Genomic DNA, 15,726 nt, shown 5'->3' with positions numbered 1-15,726 from the left:
CGTCCCACCCGCGCCGGCCCGCCTCGCATGGCGTGACGGACAGGCCGCCAAACGCGACACGCTGTTGCGTAGACGGGCATATGCGCCGGGCGCGCACAGGGGCGTGAGCAGTGCCACAATACTGGACGGGCCAGTTCGGTTAAGTTCAGCCGAACGGATCGATCCTATGTTGTATTTTCGTTAAAGGCCGCAATGGCGTCTTCCGAATCCAATCTGGTGCAGTTGTCGGGTGTGCGCATCGACCGCGGCGGCCGCGCGATTCTGCGCGACGTCTCGCTGAGCGTGCCGCGCGGCAGCATCACCGCCGTGCTGGGTCCCTCCGGCAGCGGCAAGTCCACGCTGCTGGCGGCGCTGACCGGCGAACTGGTGCCCGCGGCTGGCACGCTGGAGGTGTTCGGCAAGCCGTTGCCGCGCGGCAGCCGTGCGCTGCGCGAGACGCGCAAGAGCATCGGCGTGCTGCTGCAGGGCAATGGCCTGCTCACCGACCTGAGCGTGGCCGAGAACGTGGCGCTGCCGTTGCGCGCCCACACCCGCCTGCCCGAGCCGGTGCTGCAGCGGCTGGTGGCGCTAAAGCTGCATGCGGTGGGCCTGCTGGCCGCCGCCGATGCCTGGCCGCGCGAGCTATCCGGCGGCATGGCGCGGCGCGTGGCGCTGGCGCGGGCCCTGGCCCTGGATCCGCCGCTGATGATCTACGACGAACCCCTGACCGGCCTGGACCCGATCGCCTCCGGCGTGATCATGAGCCTGATCCAGCGCCTCAACCACACCCTGGGCCTGACCAGCATCATCGTCAGCCACCACGTCCATGAGACCCTGCCGATCTGCGACCAAGCGGTGGCCATCGCCAACGGCGGCGTGGTCTTCGCCGGCACCCCGCAGGACCTGCAGGCCAGCAGCGACCCGCTGCTGCAGCAGTTCCTGCACGGCCGTCCCGACGGCCCGATCCCGTTCGATGCGCCGCAGCGCGCGCGGAGCGCCGCCTGATGGCCATCGTTGCCCCGATCCGTTCCCTGGGCCGCGCCGGGCTGTTCTTCCTGACCGTGCTGCGTGGTTCGCTGCCGACCCGCGACCTGCTGGCCGAGCTGATCCGCGAGATCTACAAGGTCGGCGCGCGCTCGCTGCCGATCATCGCGGTGGGCGGTGCGTTCGTCGGGCTGGTGCTCACCCTGCAGGGCTACCGCACGCTGCAGACCTACGGCGCCTCCGATGCGTTGTCGACCCTGCTCGGGCTGTCGCTGTACCGCGAGCTGGCGCCGGTGCTGACCGCGCTGCTGTTCATCGGCCGCGCCGGCAGTTCCATCGCCGCCGAGCTGGGCCTGATGCGCGCCACCGACCAGATCAAGGCGCTGGAGCTGATGGCGATCGACCCGGTGGCCAAGGCGGTGGCGCCGCGCTTCTGGGCGGCGGTGCTGACCGTGCCGCTGCTGACCGGCATCTTCTGCTCGCTGGCGATCAGCGCCAGCTACTTCGAGGCGGTGGCGGCGCTCGGCCTGGACCGCGGCACGTTCTGGTCGGCGCTGTCGAGCAGCGTGGATTTCTGGGACGACTTCGGCGTGGCGATGCTGAAGTCGGCGGTGTTCGGCGGCACGGCGGCGCTGGTCGCGGCCTATGTCGGCTTCCACGCCGAGCCGACCATCGAGGGCACCTCGGTGGCCACCACCCGCGCCGTGGTCAACGCCTCGCTGCTGGTGCTGATGTTCAACTTCGTCATGTCGGCGCTGCTGTTCCGCTGAGCGGCGCCAACGCGGAGCCGGCCGGCGACGGCAGGCCCCGCGGCAACATCCCGGTCGCGGCACTGGCGCCGCGGCCACGCTGAATCAACAAGGTAGACACGTTATGGCTCTCCGTGGTCCCCGTCTCGAGTTCGCCGTCGGCGCCTTCCTGCTGCTGGGCCTGGCCTCGCTGCTGGTGCTGGCGCTGGCTTCCACCAACCGCCAGTGGGGCTTCGGCGGCCACCGCTACGACCTGGTCGCGCGCTTCTCGCAGATCGGCCAGCTGCGCGCGCAGGCGCCGGTGAAGATCGGCGGCGTCATCATCGGCCAGGTCGCCAAGATCGACCTGGACCCGACCAAGTTCGACTCGGTGGTCACCCTGTCCATCGACGACAAGTACAAGGACCTGCCGGCCGACACCTCGGCGGCGATCCTGACCAGCGGCCTGCTCGGCGAGAGCTACGTCGGCCTGCAGCCCGGCGGCGACCCCGACACGCTCAAGCCCGGCCAGGAAATCGCCTTCACCCAGCCGGCGGTGGACCTGATCCAGCTGGTCGGCAAGTACATGTTCGGCGGCGGCAGCGCCGGCGGCGACAAGAACGCAACGCCCGCTGCCGCACCCTCGGCCGACCCCACCACGCCCGCAACGGAACCCAAGCCATGACGATCAAACTGCTTTCCGCCGCTCTCGCCGCCGCGCTGGCCGTGGCCGCGCCCTCCGCCGCCCTGGCCCAGGCCGCGCCGGCCGCCGCCGCCGCCCAGGCCGGTTCGGCCAGCAAGGTGGTGCTGGAGAACAGCACGCGCATCCTGACCACGCTGGAACAGCGCCGCAGCGAGTTCAAGAGCAACCCTTCCGCGCTGCGCCAGTTCATCGACAGCGAGATGAACAAGTCCTTCGACCGCGACTACGCCGCCCGCCTGGTGCTGGGCGTGCACGGCCGCGGCGCCTCCGACGGCGACGTCAAGCTGTTCGGCGACGCGATGGCCGACAACCTGATGCAGCGCTACGGCACCTCGCTGCTGACCTTCGAAGGCAAGCCGCAGGTGCGGGTGAAGTCGGAAACCCCGCTGCCGGGCGGCCGCGGCGTCAAGGTCTCCACCGAGCTGCTGCGCAGCGGCGGCGACCCGGTGCCGGTGGACTACCTGCTGCGCAACACCGGCGCGGGCTGGAAGATCTTCGACGTGATGGTCGAAGGCGTGTCCTACGTGCAGACCTTCCGCAACCAGTTCGACACCCCGCTGCGCAACAAGTCGATCGCCGAGGTCGCGGCCGAGCTGCGCAACGGCACGCTGCAGGCGGCACCGGCGAGCAACAGTGGCAAGTGATGCGCCGCAGGTGCGCCGCGACGGCGACACGCTCGCGCTGAGCGGCGTGCTCGACCGCGCCGCGGCCACCGCGTTGTGGCCGGCGGCGCTGCGCGCGCTGCCGGGCGCACGCGCGCTGGATCTGCAGGCGGTGTCGCGGGTGGACAGCGCCGGCCTGGCACTGCTCGCCGAACTCGCCGCGCGCCTGCGCACCCAGGGCCAGGCCGAGGTCGCCATCCATGGCGCCCCGGCCGGCCTGACCGACCTGAGCGCCGCCTACCGGCTGGCCTCGACCCTGGACTTCCACTCTCCCCCTGCGGCGAGCTGACACATGAACGTGCTGCGTATCCTCACCTCCCTGACCCTGGCCGCCGCGCTTGGCGCCTGCGCCGGCGCGCCCAAGCGCACCCCGCCACCGCCTCCGCCGCCGACGGCGCAGACCGCGCCCGCTGCCGGCGACAGCGCCCCCACCGCCGATGCGAACGCCATGGCGGCGTCCACCGACAGCACGACCGGCATGGACGCCAGCGCCACGCCGGCGTCGTCCAGCGCGACGGTGGCCACGCCTCCGGCGGGCGCCAACGGCGCACCGACCTCGGCCGAAGACGACTACGCCGCGCTGTACGGCAGCGATCCGTACAACCCGGTGGCCGATCCGACCCTGCCGGCGGGCGTGCAGGCGCCGCCGAGCTACGACCCGTGGGAGAAGTACAACCGCAAGGTGCATGCCTTCAACAACGTGGTCGACCGCGCCGTGGCGCGGCCGCTGGCGCGTGCCTACGTCAACGTGGTGCCACGGCCGGTACGGCTGGGCGTGACCAACTTCTTCGACAACCTCAGCTCGCCGCTGACCATGGTCAACCAGCTGCTGCAGGGCCGTCCGCTGCAGGCGGGGCAGACCCTGAGCCGGTTCCTGATCAACAGCACGCTGGGCATCGGCGGCATCTTCGACCCGGCCACCGACGCCAACCTGCCGCGACGCAGCGAGGACTTCGGCCAGACCCTGGGCGTGTGGGGCTGGCGCCGCTCGCGCTACCTGGAACTGCCGCTGTTCGGTCCGCGCACGGTGCGCGATACCTTCGGCCTGGTCGGCGACGCGCCGCTGTCGCCGCTGCAGCAGATCGAGGAAGACCGGGTACGCGTCGGCCTGCAGGGCCTGCAGTTGGTCGACACGCGCGCGCAGTTGCTGTCGTTGGACAGCCTGCGCGACCAGGCGCCGGACGAGTACCAGCTGACCCGCGATGCGTGGCTGCAGCGCCGCAACTATCAGATCGAGAGCGACATGCGCGGGCACAAGCGTCAGGACGACGATCTGCCGGCCTACTTGCGCGAGGAAGAGACCAACCCGACGGTGCCGGTGGACGCGATGCCGGTCCCGGAGTGGCGCGGCGGCCGCTGAGTCCGGCGTACCACGCACCTACGAAAAGCCCGGCCTCGGCCGGGTTTTTTGTGTCTGCAGCTTTTGCTGGCATCGTCCTTGGGCGCAGCGCGATGTGCGGGAATGAGTGCTCGGTTTGCAGTGGGTGATGCGATGTCGTGGCGGACGTCAGCATACGGCCGGCGTTGCTGTTGCTCGTGCTGTTGCTGTTGATTTATCGGGGTCCCCTCGGCGCGGCAGCCACGGCGGGCGAATACCCGAAGGGCGACGCGCAGGATGCGCGTCGTTTTTCGCCGGCACATGGATGTGCCGTCGAAAAATGCCCGTCGTGGCTGCGAACCCGGAGCGCGTAGCGCGGAGGGCGCGCTGCGGGGTGTGCTTTCTTTTGGTTACTTTTCTTTGCACAAGCAAAGAAAAGTGACTCGCCGCCAGGCGAAAGCCTTTGTTGTTGCTTTCAAGCTTCCAAACGCAGCAACCACATCAACGACAACAGCAGAAGCAAAGCTTTCGCCCTTGCGGGCGAGTTACTTTTCTTTGCTCGCGCAAAGAAAAGTAACCAAAAGAAGCGCTTTACCACAGCCGAAGGCTGGTCAAGCGCGCCCTGCCTTCGCGCCCTCCGCGCTGCGCGCTCCGGGTCCGCGTCCATCACGGGGATCCGCGGCAGGGGCATCCTGCCCCTGCCGCGGACGGCGTACATCCATGTACGCCGCCCTTCGGGTTTTTCCCCGCGCTGGCCGCCGCTTCGGAAGGGAACCCGGTAAGTCAAAAGCACCAGCAAAAACAACGGCAACGGCAACGGCAACGGCAACGGCAACGGCAATGGCAATGGCAATGGCAATGGCAATGGCAATGGCAGCGGGCAGCGGGCAGCGGGCAGCATGGAACTGCAAGCCTCGCGTAGAGCGCTAGCCCCTCTCCCCTCGGGAGAGGGGTTGGGGTGAGGGTGCGGAGCGAAGCCCTCAGCTTCAGCCGCGATAGACGACGCCGAAAATCACAAGAGCACCGACAACGTCTCGGCTCGGTCAACACCGATCTGCAAGCCCGAACGACGCGTCCAGCTCACAGGAGGCGCCTCTCGGTGTCGAACGCAGCGCGCCATTACCCCAGCGCCGCGTCGATCGCCGCGCGCAGGCGCGGATCCTCGGCGGTGACGTCCGGGGCGAAGCGGCCCAGCACCTGGCCATCGCGGCCGATCAGGAACTTCTCGAAGTTCCACAGCACGCCCGGCGCCGGATTCGGCTCGATACCGTAGCCGGCCAGCTTCTCGCGCATCGGGCCCTCGCCCTCGGTCTGCGGCTGCGCGGCGATCAGCGCGCGGTACAGCGGATGCGTGTCCTCGCCGGTGACGGCGATCTTGGCGAACATCGGGAAGGTGACGTCGTAGGTGAGCTGGCAGAACTGCTGGATCTCCGCCTCGCTGCCCGGCTCCTGGCCCTTGAAATCGTTGGCGGGGAAACCGAGCACTTCCAGTCCCGCGGCCTGCTTCTCGCGGTACAGCGCTTCCAGGCCGGCGTACTGCGCGGTGAGGCCGCACTTGGAGGCGACGTTGACGATCAGCAACACCTTGCCGGCGAACTCGGCGAGGGTGGCCGGCTGGCCGTCGATGCGGGTCAGCGGGATGGCGGTCAGCGACTCGGACATGGAGCATTACCTCGGTCGAAAGGGAGCGCCAGCATAGTCGCTGCCGATACCGCCGACAGGGCATCGCCCGCCCTCCGCTCAGCCCGCCGACAGCCGGATGCATGCCTGCCTCTGGCGGCGTGGCAGGGGTGGCAACGCGCACGCGGCAGACGTTCGCGTCGCGACAGCGCAGGCCCAGGATGCGTCTCCCACATGCCGCGCGCTATGCGACACGCTTCGATGCGTCTGCGCGACGCTGGCTGCACCCGCGCCGGCGACGCTTAGCCTGCCGGAAAGCCTCCCTGGTCGGCGCGAGCACCATCAAGGCGCGCAGTGCTGGCTCCGCGAATCCCCGGCCTGTCAGCAGCAGAATGACTGATCATCCCCAATCCCGAATGCCCAATCCCGGCCCCGCAACGCGCGGCCCTCACCCCTGCTCGTCGCGCGACGACTCCTCCACGTCGGTGTCGGCCTCGGCATCGTCCAGCGGCAGCGACAGGTCCAGCAGCGGCGCGGCCTGCGCGTCGGCCAGGGTCTCGACGCCGCGCAGGCGGCGTTCGATGGTGCGGGTCTTGCGGCTGGCCTCGCCCAGGCTCTTGCCGACGGTGCTGATCTGCTTCTCGGCCTTCTCCAGGATGCCGGCGAACTTGCCGAACTCGCTCTTGACCGCGGCCAGCACACCCCACACCTCGCTGGAGCGTTTCTCAATGGCCAGGGTGCGAAAGCCCATCTGCAGGCTGTTGAGCAGCGCGGTGATCGTGGTCGGACCGGCGACGACGATGCGATGTTCGCGCTGCAGCAGGTCGGCCAGGCCGGGGCGGCGCAGGGTCTCGGCGTACAGGCCCTCGGTGGGCAGGAACATCACCGCGAAGTCGGTGGTGTGCGGCGGGGCGATGTACTTGTCGCCGATCGACTTGGCCTGCACCCGGATCGCGCGCTCCAGCTGCACGCCCATCGCCTGCACCAGCTCCGGATCGCCCTGCTCCTGCGCGTCGAGCAGGCGCTCGTAGTCCTCGCGCGGGAACTTGGCGTCGATCGGCAGCCATACCGGCGTGTCCTCGTGGCCGCGGCCGGGCAGGCGCACGGCGAAATCGACCATCTCGTTGCGCTCCGGGCGCACCCGCACGCCGCGGGCGTACTGCTCCTGGGTCAGGGTCTGCTCGAGGATGTTCTCCAGCTGCACCTCGCCCCAGCCGCCGCGGTTCTTGACGTTGCTCAGCACGCGCTTGAGGTCGCCGACGCCGGTGGCGAGCTGCTGCATCTCGCCCAGGCCGCGCTGGACCTGCTCGAGCCGTTCGGAGACCAGCTTGAACGAGGCGTCCAGGCGCGTGTTGAGGGTGGTCTGCAGCTTCTCGTCGACGGTGCCGCGCATCTGCTCGAGCTTGGCCGCGTTATCGGCCTGCAACTCCTTCAGCCGCTCTTCCAGGGTGCCGCGCATCTCACCCAGGCGCTGCTCGTTGCGCTGGACCAGCTCGCTCAGACGCTGGCCAAGCGCGTCGGCGAAGCGCTGCTGCGCGTCCGCGCCTTCCTGGCGGCCCTTGCGCGTGTCCTCGAGCAGGGCCTCGCGCAACGCGCCCAGTTGCGCGTCGATGCGCGCGATCAGTTCGGCCTGCTGCTGGCCGAACTGGGCCATGCGCGCGTCCTGCTGCTGGCCGAAGGCATCCAGCTGGCCGCGGATCTCGACCAGGCGCTGGCTGAGTAGCTCGGCCATGCGCTGCTGCGCGGCGCCGGCCTCGACCCGGCCACGCCGTGCGTCCTCGGTCAGCGCTTCGCGCAGCAGGTCCAGGCGCTGGTCGGTGCGGGTGGAAAGATCCGCCAGGTTGCGGGCGAAGCCTTCGCTGCGCGCGTCCTGCTGGCGGGCGAGGCTGTCGAGTTGCTCGCGCAGTTCGCCGCGGCCGCTGCGCTGCTCCTCGCGCAGAGCCGTCTCCAGCGCGGCGTGGTTGCCGCGCCGCAGCAGCACGGCCAGCAACAGGACGATGACGGCGCACAACAGGCCGGCGAGGATCAGGAAATGGGCATCGTTTTGCATGCGGCCAGTGTAGCCGGCCGCGTCTCAGTCGCTGCGCCACGCGCCGGTAGGCGGAAGGGGCCGGGATATACCTTGGTATCGCCGCCATGGCCTCATGCAGGCTGGTGCGCCCAGATGCCCCATGCCAAGCTTTGCGCCACCCGCTCCTGGCCCGGCCAGTGGGCGGCGCTGCGGCATCAAGCCGCGCCAGGGCGTCGCGCACCGCGCGATCCGTTCCCCCTGACACTGGAGGCGAGTAATGGACCCCGATCCGCATCGACGCGGCGTCAGCGCCGCATTCCACTGCCATTCCCCCCGCCTGGTCGCTGCCTGGCGCTGAGCCGGAAGACGCCCGCCGCCCGCACGCCGCGACGTCCTTGCCGGCCACGCGCCGCAAGGAGGTCGTCATGTTCGCGTTCTCGCTGTTTTCCCGCCGTTTCCGTCTGCAGCGCGGCCTGCAGCGCGCGCTGCGCGCCGCGGTCGCCATGCGCCGCACCGAGGCGCTGCGGCATCTGCTCGCCGCCCACGGCCCCCGCGCCTTCGCCCTGGCGCTGTCCGCACAATCGCCGCGGGTGATGGCCGACGCGCTGTCGCAGCTGCCGGTCGCAGACCGCATCCGCGTCCGCGCGCGCCTGCCGCATGCGGCGCAGCGGCGCCTGCACGAGGCCGGGGCCAGCGCCCCGGCTGCACACTGGCTGCATGTCGCGCTCGCGTGGTGGCCCGGGGTGCGCTGAGCCGCGCGCGCCTGAGCCGCGGTGTTGGATGCCATCTTGCCCCGGCATCATGCGCTGCCCTGCATCCGCTCACTCCCTTTCCTGGAGCCGCCATGATCGCTCCCCTCGCCTACCGGAACGCGCCCTGATGGAAGCACTGCGCCTGTTCAATCTCGGCTCGCTGCTCGACACCCTGGTGAGCCTGACCGCCGCCTTCGTGCTCGGCGCGATCATCGGCTTCGAGCGCCAGGTGCGCCAGCGCACCGCCGGGCTGCGCACCAACACCCTGGTCGCGGTCGGCGCGGCGATCTTCGTCTCGCTCGGCGACCGCCTGTTCGAAATCCACGGTGGTACCCAGGGCGCGGTGCAGGTGGTGGCCTACGTGGTCTCTGGCATCGGCTTCCTCGGCGCCGGCGCGATCATGAAGGAAGGCGCCAACGTCACCGGGCTCAACACCGCGGCCACGCTGTGGGGATCGGGCGCGGTCGGCGCCTGCGCCGGTGCCGGGCTGGTCGCCGAGGCGGTGCTGGCGGCCATGTTCGTGCTGCTCAGCAATACCCTGCTGCGGCCGATGGTGAACCGGATCAACCGGCATCCGCTGAAGGAATCCTCGCTGGAAGCCACCTACATGTTCTACGCGATCTGCGCGCGCGAGGTGCACGGCGACGTGCGCGAGCGGCTGATCGAGCTGCTGGAGGAAGCGCATTACCCGGCGCGCGAAGTCGAGCAGCATCCATTCGGACAGAAGGACGTGGAGATCGCCGCCACGCTGTACGCCACCGCGGTGCGTGCCGAGGAACTGGATGCGGTGGTGCAGCGCCTGGAGGGCGAACCCGGTGTACAACAGGCGTTCTGGAACGCCGGCGTCGAAGGCTGAGCCGGCCATGTCCCTCCCCGCGTCCTCCCTCACCCTGCGCCGCCGATGATCATCTGGTTCAAGCCGCTGCCACCGCACCGCCGCCTGCTCGGCCTGACCGCGCTGGGCCTGGCGCTGGGCGCGATCTTCGTCGCCGACACGGTCACCGACTACGCGGTGGCCGCGGCGCTGTTCTACACCGTGGCGATCCTGGGCGCGGTACGGCTGCTGGCGCCGGCCGGGCTGGGCGTGCTGGCCGGCATCTGCGTGGTGCTGGTCGTGCTCAGCTTCCATCTCACCCACGCCGGGGCCTATCACGTGGGCGTGATCAACTCGGCGATCAGCATCGTGGTGGTGGCGGTGACCGCCTCCATCGCGGTGCGCATGGAGCGCGCCAAGGCCGCCGCGCACGCGGCGCAGGCGCAGTTGCTGCGGCTGGCGCGGGTGCGCAGCCTGGGCAGCCTGACCGCGTCGATCGCGCATGAGGTCAACCAGCCGCTGGCGGCCATCGTCACCAGCGGCAACGCCTGCCAGCGCTGGCTCGACCAGCAGCCGCCGAACCTGGACAAGGCGCGCGCGGCGCTGGCGCGCATCCTCGCCGACGCCGAACGCGCCGGCGAGGTGATCGCGCGGGTGCGCAGCCTGACCCGGGGCGAAGCGCCGCAGCAGCGCGTCTTCGATCTCAACGCCGCGGTGAACGAAGTACTGGCGCTGTCGCAGGGCGAACTGGAACGCAGCGCGGTCAGCGTGCACACCGAGCTGTCGGCGCTGCTGCCGCCGGTGTCGGCCGACCCGGTGCAGATCCAGCAGGTGATCGGCAATCTGTTGCTCAACGCGATCGAGGCGATGGCCGCCACGCCGCCGGCGCAGCGCACGCTACGCATCGTCACCGCGCGCGAGGACACGCGCTCGGTCCGGCTGAGCGTGGCCGACAGCGGCGAAGGCCTGTCCGCGCAGGCGCAGGCGCATCTGTTCGATGCGTTCTGGACCACCAAGCAGGGCGGCATCGGCATCGGCCTGAGCATCAGCCGCAGCATCGTCGAAGCCGGCGGCGGGCGGATCTGGGCCGAACCCGGGCGGCCGCGCGGCGCGGTGTTCTGCGTGTGCCTGCCCACCGCTGGCGGAGCCAAGTCATGAACGCCGACGCGACCGCGCGCCCGGTGGTGTACCTGATCGACGACGACGCCTCGATCCGCGCCGCCCTGGAAGACCTGTTCGCCTCGGTGGACCTGCAGGTGCACGCCTTCGCCTCGACCCGCGACTTCCTGGCGCATCCGCGCGCCGATGCGCCGAGCTGCCTGGTACTGGACATCCGCATGCCCGGGCAGAGCGGCATGGATTTCCACCGCAACATGCACGAGGCCGGGCTGGCGCTGCCGACCATCTTCATCACCGGCCACGGCGACATCCCGATGAGCGTGGAGGCGATGAAGAACGGTGCCATCGAGTTCCTGACCAAGCCGTTCCGCGACCAGGACCTGCTCGACGCGATCGGCCAGGGCATCGCCCGCGACCGCGCGCGGCGCGCCGCCGATGCGGCGCAGGCGGAACTGCAGGCGCGCTGGGCGCGACTCAGTGGCGGCGAACGCGAGGTGGTGGAGCTGGTGGTGCAGGGCCTGTTGAACAAGCAGGTGGCAGCGCGGCTGCAGCTCAGCGAGATCACGGTGAAGGTGCGCCGCGGCAATGCGATGCGCAAGCTGGAGGTCGGCTCGCTGGCCGAACTGGTGCGGCTGGCCGAGCGGCTGGGGCTGTAGGGCGGTTGCAAGAACCCACGGTTGCCGCGCGCGGCGGAACACGTCCTGACGCACCGGTATTTCATAGAAACGGCTTCAGCCGCGACGGGCGTCATCGGGAACGCTCGTCGCGGCTGAAGCCGCTCCTACGAGAGAGCGGTCTCGGCTCGATATCGCCGAACGCGCGCTTCGCTGGGCTGGCCGCGACCCGCACGAGCGCCACGCCGCAGGCATAGCTTTGCTGCACTGCGTTCGGCGACACTGCCGGGCTTGTCACTCCCGTCCATGAGGCCCGCATGTCGTTCCTGTTCCGGCGCAAGTCGCTCGACCTGGTCACCGTCCACGAGGCCGGCCGCCGGCTGGTGCCGTCGCTGAGCTGGCCGCATCTGGTGGCGCTGGGCATCGGCGCGATCGTCGGCACCGGCATCTACACCCTGATCGGCGTCGGCGCGCAACTGGCCGGGCCGGCGGTGCTGGTGTCGTTCGCAGTGGCCGGGGCGATCTGCGCCTGCGCGGCGCTGGCCTATGCGGAGATGGCGACGATGATGCCCGCCGCCGGCAGCGCCTACACCTACAGCTACGTCGCGCTGGGCGAGGCGATCGCCTGGGTGGTGGGCTGGAGCCTGATCCTGGAGTACTCGCTGGTGGTCAGCACGGTGGCGGTGGGCTGGTCCGGCTACTTCGTCGGCTTCCTGCACTGGGCCAGCGCGCAGACCGGCATGGACCTGAACCTGCCGGCGGCGCTGACCGCCGGGCCGCACGCCGGCGGCATCGTCAACCTGCCGGCGGTGCTGATCACCTTCGCCGTGGCCGGCCTGCTGATGGCCGGCACCAAGGAGAGCGCCACGCTCAACGCGGTGCTGGTGGTGTTGAAGCTGATCGCGCTGGGCATCTTCGTGGCGGTGGCGCTGCCGGCGTTCAACAGCGCCAACCTGCATCCGTTCATGCCCTACGGCTTCCCCAAGACGGTCGGCGCCGATGGCGCCGCGCACGGGGTGATGGCGGCGGCGGCGATCATCTTCTTCGCCTTCTACGGCTTCGATGCGATCTCCACCGCCGCCGAGGAAACCAAGAACCCCAAGCGCGACCTGGCGATCGGCATCGTCGGCTCGATGATCGGCTGCACCCTGATCTACATCCTGGTGGCGCTGGCCGCGGTCGGCGCGATGCGCTACGACGTGTTCGGCGCCAGCGCCGAGCCGCTGGCGCTGATCCTGCGCGAGCTCGGCCACGGCAAGGCGGCGGCGGCGATCGGCGTGGTCGCGGTGATCGCGCTGCCCACGGTGCTGCTGGCGTTCCTGTACGGGCAGAGCCGGATCTTCTTCGTGATGTCGCGCGACGGCCTGCTGCCGCGCGGACTGTCCAAGGTCAACGCACGCACCGGCACGCCGGTGGCCACCACCCTGTTCACCGCGGCGCTGGTGGCGGCGCTGGCCGGCGTGGCGCGGCTGGACGAGATCGCCGCACTGGCCAATGCCGGCACCCTGGCCGCCTTCATCGCCGTGGCCGCGTGCATGCTGGTCCTGCGCCGCCGCGAACCCGGCCGCACCCGCACCTTCCGCACGCCGCTGGCGTGGGTGGTCGGGCCGCTGGCGATCGGCGGCTGCCTGTACCTGTTCTGGAGCCTGCCGCACACCACGCAGATCTGGTTCGCACTGTGGAACGCGCTGGGCGTGGTCGCCTACCTGCTGTACGGCCGCCGCAACAGCCTGCTGCAGCGCGCGCCGCAGACGCCGCGATGAGTCCGGCCTTCCAGGCGGCGCTGGCACGGCACATCGGCAGCGCCTACGCCCGCCAGCAGGCGCTGGCCGACGTGCTGGGCGAGCGCGACTGGCGCGTGGACCTGGGCGACGGCCGGGTGCGCTTCGGCGAGGATCTGTCGTTTCCGATGCAGCTGCTGGGCACCGCCGCCGAGGCCAGCGCCAGCTGGCTGTGGGCCTGGGCCAATACCGCCAGCAACCTGCCGCCGGCCTTGCTGACCGAAGCGCAAGCGCTGCGCATGCACGGCGAGCGCGAAGGCATCGAAGAGCTGGCCACGCCGTCCTCGGCGCTGGACGAGGACGGCGGCCACCACGTCGCCCTGCTTGCCGGCGCCCTGCGCGGGCGCTGCTACTACCGCGCGCCGTACGATGGCGGCGCGCTGTTCTTCCTGCTCGAGGACGTGCCGGCCACGGTGTTCGCGCCTTGCGACGACGCCCGCGTGCTACGCCTGCTCGGGGAACTGCCGATGCAGTTCACGCTCGACCACCGCGTCATGAGCGAAGGCCTGCTCGGGGATCAGGGCTATGCGCTGCAGCGCGACGCCGCGCAGACCGTGGCGACCCGCGGCAACACCCGCATCGTGCTGGAGTTCGATGCGCAGGCGCGGCTGACCCGCGTGCAAGGCCAGCTGGCCCCGGCGCCGGCCGCCGCCGTGGTCACGCCAACGCCGGCACCGGCCTGGCAGTTCTGGAAACGCAAGCGCTGAACGCGGCGGCGGCGCATCGCACCTGCGCGCCGCCGCGCCCGGCCATTACCACCAACGCACGCCTTCGAACGGGTTCCAGCTGACGCTGCCCTTGCGCTGGTCGAGGTAATAGGCGTAGTTGGCGGCCATGCCGACCAGCACCGAGTAGGCGAATCCCAGGCCGCGACCGACTGCATCGGGCAGGAACGCCGCGATGATGCCCACCGCCAGCGAGATGCCGATCAGCCCCAGCGCCTTGCGCCACATGCCCAAAATGAAGAAGTAGATGAAGCCGAAGAACAGCGCGAAGAAATTCATGTTGATCTTCAGCCGTTCCATGAACGGCAGCGCCTTGAACGCGGCCTTGTACTCGGGCGTGGACGGTCCGCCGTAACGGTCGAAGAAATCAAAGCGGAACTGCCACTTCGGGCTGAGCGGAGCGCGTTGCGGGAGATTGGGCGTTTCCATGGTTATGAGCATCCGTGTTGTAAACGTTTTCAGTTTACCTGAACGGGGCAGCGCGCGCCAAATGGGCGCGGACTGGAGCACCAGTTTGGTGCAGGCACGATTGCCCGGGATTCGGGATTCGGGATTGGCTACAGCGAGGCTAGCGCCGACGCCACACCTGGCCCGGGGCGGGCTTCCCTTCCTGCATTGCGATCGCCACCGGTCATCGGGTCGGGACTGAAGTCCCTCCCACAGGGGCTGACGTACCGCGAGCCAACGCCGCGGATTCCAGCGCGCCGCCAAGCCGAGCCTATTGCGCAGGCCGCTATTGCGCCCGGGAGCCGCCCAAGCGCTGGCCCAGCGCGATCGCCGCGGCCACGTTGCGTGCCGCCTGGCGCAGGGCGTCCGCGGCGTCGGCCAGGGCGGCCTCGCGCGTGGCCACCCGCTGCACCGCGCCGAACAGCGCGTCGATCCCCTGCGCATGCAGGTCCGCCGCGCCCTCGCCCAGGCCGCCGGCGATGGCCAGCACCGGCACGCCATGGCGCCGGGCGATGCGGGCGAGGCCGACCGGGACCTTGCCCTGCGCGCTCTGCCCGTCCAGACGGCCCTCGCCGGTGACCAGCAAGTCGGCGCCGTCCAGGTGCGCTTCCAGACCCAGTGCCTGCGCGACGATCTCCACGCCCGGCCGCAGGCGCGCGCCGAGAAAGGCGACCAGGGCCGCGCCGATGCCGCCGCCCGCGCCGGCCCCGGGCAGCTGCGCCACCGCCACGCCCAGGGTACGTTCGATCGCCGCGGCGTAGTGCTGCAACCCGGCGTCGAGCTGGGCGGCCATCGCCGGCATCGCGCCCTTCTGCGGCCCGAACACCGCCGAGGCGCCGGTCGGCCCGGTCAGCGGGTTGTCGACATCGCAGGCGACTTCGATGGTGCAGCCGCGCAGCCGCGGATCCAGCCCTCCCATCTCGATGCGCGCCAGCGCACCCAGCGCCGCGCCGCCAGCCGCAAGGTCGCGGCCATGCGCGTCCAGGAGGCGCACGCCCAGCGCCTGCACCATGCCGGCGCCGCCATCGTTGCTGGCGCTGCCGCCGATGCCGATCAACAGCCGGCGCGCGCCGGCATCCAGCGCGGCCAGGATCAGTTCGCCGACGCCGCGGGTGCCGGTCAGGCGCGGATCGCGCCGTGGCGGCGGCACCAGCATCAGCCCGCTGGCCGCGGCCATCTCGATCAACGCAGTGCCGCCATCCTCGCTGAGGCCGAACTGCGCCGCGACCGGCGTGCCCAGCGGACCGGTCACCGTACAGGCGACCCGGCGCCCACCGCCGCCGGCGACCAGCGCGTCCACGGTGCCCTCGCCGCCGTCGGCGAACGGCAGCAGCACGTACTGCGCCTCCGGGAACACGCTGCGGAAGCCGGCCGCGATCTGCGCGGCCGCCTGCGCCGCGGACAGGCTTTCCTTGAACGCGTCCGGGGCGATGACGATTTTCATGCGCGGCGCGCGGTCGTCAGCGTCG

The 15,726-nt window shown here is 70.6% G+C and carries 17 protein-coding genes; 12 read left to right on the top strand and 5 right to left on the bottom strand.

The genetic code is table 11. The features are described from left to right. Nucleotides 1-192: 192 nt before the first annotated feature. From QN245_RS00525 to QN245_RS00500, 6 genes are all read left to right on the top strand, one after another. Complete coding sequence (locus QN245_RS00525) at nt 193-984, top strand: ABC transporter ATP-binding protein (protein WP_184450466.1); 792 nt, start codon at nt 193-195, stop codon at nt 982-984. After that, a complete protein-coding gene (locus QN245_RS00520) occupies nt 984-1,733 on the top strand; it encodes an MlaE family lipid ABC transporter permease subunit (protein WP_017909945.1) in 750 nt (249 codons plus the stop codon). Before QN245_RS00525 ends, QN245_RS00520 begins: the two co-directional genes overlap by 1 nt. A 103-nt stretch (nt 1,734-1,836) precedes the next feature. After that, the gene (gene mlaD / locus QN245_RS00515; RefSeq protein ID WP_017909944.1) at nt 1,837-2,376 is read left to right on the top strand and encodes an outer membrane lipid asymmetry maintenance protein MlaD; all 540 of its coding nucleotides are present in this window, start codon (nt 1,837-1,839) and stop codon (nt 2,374-2,376) included. Then, nucleotides 2,373-3,038 carry an MlaC/ttg2D family ABC transporter substrate-binding protein gene (locus QN245_RS00510; RefSeq protein WP_160968541.1) on the top strand — a complete coding sequence of 222 codons (666 nt, stop codon included), beginning with the start codon at nt 2,373-2,375 and terminating at the stop codon, nt 3,036-3,038. Before mlaD ends, QN245_RS00510 begins: the two co-directional genes overlap by 4 nt. Further along, a complete protein-coding gene (locus tag QN245_RS00505) occupies nt 3,028-3,345 on the top strand; it encodes an STAS domain-containing protein (protein ID WP_160968543.1) in 318 nt (105 codons plus the stop codon). Before QN245_RS00510 ends, QN245_RS00505 begins: the two co-directional genes overlap by 11 nt. A 3-nt stretch (nt 3,346-3,348) precedes the next feature. After that, nucleotides 3,349-4,416, top strand: coding sequence for an MlaA family lipoprotein (locus tag QN245_RS00500; RefSeq protein ID WP_317844253.1), 1,068 nt, complete (start codon nt 3,349-3,351; stop codon nt 4,414-4,416). Nucleotides 4,417-4,849: 433 nt separating this feature from the next. Here QN245_RS00500 and QN245_RS00495 read toward each other — a convergent pair whose 3' ends face one another. From QN245_RS00495 to QN245_RS00485, 3 genes are all read right to left on the bottom strand, one after another. Further along, nucleotides 4,850-5,275 carry a hypothetical protein gene (locus tag QN245_RS00495; RefSeq protein WP_317844252.1) on the bottom strand — a complete coding sequence of 142 codons (426 nt, stop codon included), beginning with the start codon at nt 5,273-5,275 and terminating at the stop codon, nt 4,850-4,852. A gap of 218 nt (nt 5,276-5,493) precedes the next feature. Continuing rightward, entirely contained in the window at nt 5,494-6,036 is a 543-nt protein-coding gene (locus QN245_RS00490) for a glutathione peroxidase (RefSeq protein ID WP_317844251.1), read from the bottom strand. 406 nt (nt 6,037-6,442) lie between these two features. After that, on the bottom strand, nt 6,443-8,044 hold the full coding sequence (locus tag QN245_RS00485; protein ID WP_317844250.1) for a DNA recombination protein RmuC: 1,602 nt from the start codon (nt 8,042-8,044) through the stop codon (nt 6,443-6,445). 386 nt (nt 8,045-8,430) lie between these two features. On the opposite strand from QN245_RS00485, the gene QN245_RS00480 reads away from it, so the two are divergent. From QN245_RS00480 to QN245_RS00455, 6 genes are all read left to right on the top strand, one after another. Beyond that, the gene (locus QN245_RS00480; RefSeq protein ID WP_184448764.1) at nt 8,431-8,757 is read left to right on the top strand and encodes a hypothetical protein; all 327 of its coding nucleotides are present in this window, start codon (nt 8,431-8,433) and stop codon (nt 8,755-8,757) included. Nucleotides 8,758-8,884: 127 nt separating this feature from the next. Further along, nucleotides 8,885-9,613 (top strand): MgtC/SapB family protein, encoded by a 729-nt coding sequence (locus QN245_RS00475; protein WP_160968553.1) that lies wholly within the window; start codon nt 8,885-8,887, stop codon nt 9,611-9,613. 45 nt (nt 9,614-9,658) lie between these two features. Next, entirely contained in the window at nt 9,659-10,729 is a 1,071-nt protein-coding gene (locus QN245_RS00470) for a sensor histidine kinase (protein WP_317844249.1), read from the top strand. After that, complete coding sequence (locus tag QN245_RS00465) at nt 10,726-11,346, top strand: response regulator transcription factor (RefSeq protein WP_317844248.1); 621 nt, start codon at nt 10,726-10,728, stop codon at nt 11,344-11,346. The genes QN245_RS00470 and QN245_RS00465 overlap by 4 nt, the downstream gene beginning before the upstream one ends. Nucleotides 11,347-11,621: 275 nt before the next feature. Continuing rightward, nucleotides 11,622-13,067 carry an amino acid permease gene (locus QN245_RS00460; RefSeq protein WP_160968559.1) on the top strand — a complete coding sequence of 482 codons (1,446 nt, stop codon included), beginning with the start codon at nt 11,622-11,624 and terminating at the stop codon, nt 13,065-13,067. After that, complete coding sequence (locus QN245_RS00455) at nt 13,064-13,792, top strand: DUF6882 domain-containing protein (protein WP_317844247.1); 729 nt, start codon at nt 13,064-13,066, stop codon at nt 13,790-13,792. The genes QN245_RS00460 and QN245_RS00455 overlap by 4 nt, the downstream gene beginning before the upstream one ends. A gap of 45 nt (nt 13,793-13,837) precedes the next feature. Here the strand turns inward: QN245_RS00455 and QN245_RS00450 are convergent, their stop codons facing one another. Then, the gene (locus QN245_RS00450) at nt 13,838-14,239 is read right to left on the bottom strand and encodes a DUF2628 domain-containing protein (protein WP_160968563.1); all 402 of its coding nucleotides are present in this window, start codon (nt 14,237-14,239) and stop codon (nt 13,838-13,840) included. Between the two features lie 304 nt (nt 14,240-14,543). Beyond that, the gene (locus QN245_RS00445; protein ID WP_317844246.1) at nt 14,544-15,701 is read right to left on the bottom strand and encodes a glycerate kinase; all 1,158 of its coding nucleotides are present in this window, start codon (nt 15,699-15,701) and stop codon (nt 14,544-14,546) included. Nucleotides 15,702-15,726: the final 25 nt, after the last annotated feature.

This window comes from Xanthomonas rydalmerensis, assembly GCF_033170385.1.
GTDB classification, from domain to species: Bacteria; Pseudomonadota; Gammaproteobacteria; order Xanthomonadales; family Xanthomonadaceae; genus Xanthomonas_A; species Xanthomonas_A rydalmerensis.
The sequence above is the reverse complement of the archived record's forward strand: the minus strand, read 5'-3'. Positions and strand labels throughout refer to the sequence as shown.

Coding starts and splice junctions, on each gene's coding strand:
- QN245_RS00525 (WP_184450466.1), top strand. CDS start 193: ATGGCGTCTTCCGAATCCAATCTGGTGCAGTTGTCGGGTGTGCGCATC.
- QN245_RS00520 (WP_017909945.1), top strand. CDS start 984: ATGGCCATCGTTGCCCCGATCCGTTCCCTGGGCCGCGCCGGGCTGTTC.
- mlaD (WP_017909944.1), top strand. CDS start 1,837: ATGGCTCTCCGTGGTCCCCGTCTCGAGTTCGCCGTCGGCGCCTTCCTG.
- QN245_RS00510 (WP_160968541.1), top strand. CDS start 2,373: ATGACGATCAAACTGCTTTCCGCCGCTCTCGCCGCCGCGCTGGCCGTG.
- QN245_RS00500 (WP_317844253.1), top strand. CDS start 3,349: ATGAACGTGCTGCGTATCCTCACCTCCCTGACCCTGGCCGCCGCGCTT.
- QN245_RS00495 (WP_317844252.1), bottom strand. CDS start 5,275: ATGCTGCCCGCTGCCCGCTGCCCGCTGCCATTGCCATTGCCATTGCCA.
- QN245_RS00490 (WP_317844251.1), bottom strand. CDS start 6,036: ATGTCCGAGTCGCTGACCGCCATCCCGCTGACCCGCATCGACGGCCAG.
- QN245_RS00485 (WP_317844250.1), bottom strand. CDS start 8,044: ATGCAAAACGATGCCCATTTCCTGATCCTCGCCGGCCTGTTGTGCGCC.
- QN245_RS00480 (WP_184448764.1), top strand. CDS start 8,431: ATGTTCGCGTTCTCGCTGTTTTCCCGCCGTTTCCGTCTGCAGCGCGGC.
- QN245_RS00475 (WP_160968553.1), top strand. CDS start 8,885: ATGGAAGCACTGCGCCTGTTCAATCTCGGCTCGCTGCTCGACACCCTG.
- QN245_RS00470 (WP_317844249.1), top strand. CDS start 9,659: ATGATCATCTGGTTCAAGCCGCTGCCACCGCACCGCCGCCTGCTCGGC.
- QN245_RS00465 (WP_317844248.1), top strand. CDS start 10,726: ATGAACGCCGACGCGACCGCGCGCCCGGTGGTGTACCTGATCGACGAC.
- QN245_RS00460 (WP_160968559.1), top strand. CDS start 11,622: ATGTCGTTCCTGTTCCGGCGCAAGTCGCTCGACCTGGTCACCGTCCAC.
- QN245_RS00455 (WP_317844247.1), top strand. CDS start 13,064: ATGAGTCCGGCCTTCCAGGCGGCGCTGGCACGGCACATCGGCAGCGCC.
- QN245_RS00450 (WP_160968563.1), bottom strand. CDS start 14,239: ATGGAAACGCCCAATCTCCCGCAACGCGCTCCGCTCAGCCCGAAGTGG.
- QN245_RS00445 (WP_317844246.1), bottom strand. CDS start 15,701: ATGAAAATCGTCATCGCCCCGGACGCGTTCAAGGAAAGCCTGTCCGCG.